The following is a 760-nucleotide window of genomic DNA, read 5'->3' on the forward strand; positions in this document are numbered from 1 at the left end:
TGGCGTGGCGCTGGAGAATCCGCTGCCGTTGCCGCAGATGCCTCAGGCCTCGGGCGCAGGGGCGGCTGTCACTCTGGCACCGCTCGATGCCCAGACCGGTGGCCGTGTGATCGTGGCTTATACCGGGATGAACGATAAGCACAGTATTCAACTGACCCTGACCGGCACCCCGGGCGCTGGTTCGCCGGTGATTGCGGCGAAACCGGGTGTGGCTGAGGGCAGTGTTGAGTTTCTGATCCCGCCGGAAGCGATTGCGGCGAACATTGGTAATGCGGCGAAAACCTTCGAGCTGAAATATGAAGTGACGGCGGGCGGCAAGGAAATACCGTCCCTGCCACTGACTGTGACGGTCACGCCGCTGCCGGCGGCGGAGCTGGACAAGCTGAGCATCGTGCAGGCGGTAGGTGACGAACTGGATCTGAGCCAAGTGACGGCCAATGGCACCTATCGCGCCGGTGTCTGGGCCTTTATGAAAGCGGGGCAACCGGTGTGGCTGGAACTTCGGGGTAAAACGGCTCAGGGCGTAGCGCACAACCTTGCGGTGTGGCGAGTACCGGGCGCGGCCGTGAATCAGACATGGATCAATGACGGGAGGTATGAGCGTGCGGTTCCCTACAGTTATTTGAAGGAACTGGGGCACGGCACTGAATTGGAAATGCATTTCAAAGCCGCGCTGACCATGAGTGTGGTCGAGGCGGATGCGATTGTCGGGCCGGTGAAGAAATACCGGATCAAGGCTGTGGAGGATGTGAAACCGACT

General features: G+C 60.7%; 1 pseudogene. It reads left to right on the plus strand.

The window, feature by feature from the left end:
* Nucleotides 1-760 (plus strand): annotated as a pseudogene (locus ACQ4OE_RS26745) (hypothetical protein); the annotation flags it as partial.

Source organism: Pseudomonas sp. WC2 (assembly GCF_050586545.1).
GTDB lineage: Bacteria > Pseudomonadota > Gammaproteobacteria > Pseudomonadales > Pseudomonadaceae > Aquipseudomonas.